Source organism: Vibrio sp. 10N.222.48.A3 (assembly GCF_041475345.1).
Taxonomy (GTDB): domain Bacteria; phylum Pseudomonadota; class Gammaproteobacteria; order Enterobacterales; family Vibrionaceae; genus Vibrio; species Vibrio tasmaniensis_A.
The window spans coordinates 1-1,657 of the sequence record NZ_JBFRVX010001165.1; the positions used below are offsets into that span (position 1 = coordinate 1).

At 44.5% G+C, this 1,657-nt stretch carries 2 protein-coding genes; one reads left to right on the forward strand and one right to left on the reverse strand.

What is annotated here, in order from left to right:
- Positions 1 to 206 precede the first annotated feature (206 nt).
- Complete coding sequence (gene prmB, locus AB4653_RS24680; protein WP_009848509.1) at positions 207 to 1,139, reverse strand: 50S ribosomal protein L3 N(5)-glutamine methyltransferase; 933 nt, start codon at positions 1,137 to 1,139, stop codon at positions 207 to 209.
- A gap of 62 nt (positions 1,140 to 1,201) precedes the next feature.
- Here prmB and smrB point away from each other — a divergent pair.
- Positions 1,202 to 1,657, forward strand: a 456-nt coding sequence (gene smrB, locus AB4653_RS24685; protein WP_372105549.1) for an endonuclease SmrB, incomplete at its 3' end; no start/stop codon positions are given.

Below are 1,657 nucleotides of genomic sequence, written 5' to 3' on the forward strand. Positions count from 1 at the left end.
AAGCAACTAAATATTGAGCAAGTTCACTCTGTGTTGCTTACTTATCCATTAAATTTCGGCAATAAAAAACGCCATGCATTACTGCATGGCGTTTAAATTCAAACGTTTCAAATAGAACGTCTTATCAGGTTCTAACCTTAAGTTTCCAGCCTAATCTCTAAGCTAAATCTCTAAGCCAAATCCCTAAGCTAACGACTAACAGTAACCTAGTCTTTGTAGATAGAGAACTCATCCGCGCAAGCAACAAGCTGCTCACGAGTGATCATGAATACGCCATGACCACCGTTAGAGAATTCAATCCAAGTGAATGGAATCTCTGGGTACTGATCCATCATGTGAACCATTGAGTTGCCCACTTCACAGATCAGAATACCATCATCAGTTAGGTAGTCTGGTGCGTTTGCCAAGATACGGCGAACCAATTTAAGTCCGTCAGTTCCCGCTGCTAGGCCAAGTTCTGGCTCGTGAGTAAACTCATCTGGCAGGCTGTTCATATCTTCTTCGTCCACGTAAGGTGGGTTCGATACGATCAGGTTGTATTTCTCTTTTGGCAAGTCACGGAAAAGATCTGAACGGATTGGGAACACTTGCTGCTCCATGCCGTGATCTTGAACGTTCTGCTCTGCAACTTGCAGTGCGTCTGTAGAGATATCAATCGCATCTACTTCTGCGTCAGGGAATGCATGAGCACAAGCAATAGCAATACAACCACTACCCGTACACATATCCATGATGCGAGTTGGCTCTTCAATTAACCAAGGTTGGAATTGAGCTTCGATCAGCTCACCAATTGGAGAGCGAGGCACAAGAACGCGCTCATCAACGAAGAACTCAAGGCCACAGAACCAAGCTTTATTAGTTAAGTAAGCCGTTGGTGTACGCTCATTGATACGCTTGATTACGCGCTCAACAATACGCAGACGTTCGCTACTTGTTAGACGAGAGTTCATCACATGCGAAGGAACATCAATCGGTAGATAAAGAGTAGGTAAAATTAGTTGTACCGCCTCATCCCACGCGTTATCAGTGCCGTGACCATAAAATAGGCCCGCTGCGTTAAAGCGACTAACAGTCCAACGAATCACATCTTGAAGCGTGTGTAGTTCTGATACCGCTTCTTCTACAAAAATCTTATCCAAAATTGTCTCCGAAAAGCGCTACAATACTGCTAATTACGTTTCTAATTAGAATTCATAACCTGATGAGCAAAAAAGACACCGACTTCGATGACGATTTCGCCCTGTTCAACGATGCAGTAAAGGGCGTTAAAAAGTTGCAACAGGATACCATAGTCCAGCAGCCAAAAAGAAATGCCAAGCAAAAAGAAATTACTCGAACGGCAAGACAAGCCAGTGACAGCGAGTTTTATTTCTCGGATGAGTTCATTCCACATCTTAGCGAAGAGGGGCCTACACGTTATGCGCGCGATGATGTCTCTAAATATGAGGTGAAGCGCTTACGTCGTGGTGTCTATGTACCGGATGTGTATCTTGATATGCACGGTATGACTCAACAAGAAGCCAAACGTGAACTTGGGGCTATGATTGCGCACTGCGTGAAAGAGAGCGTAGCTTGTGCCTGTGTACAGCACGGCATTGGTAAACACATCCTTAAACAGAAAGTGCCTTTGTGGTTAGCACAGCACCCAGATGTGATG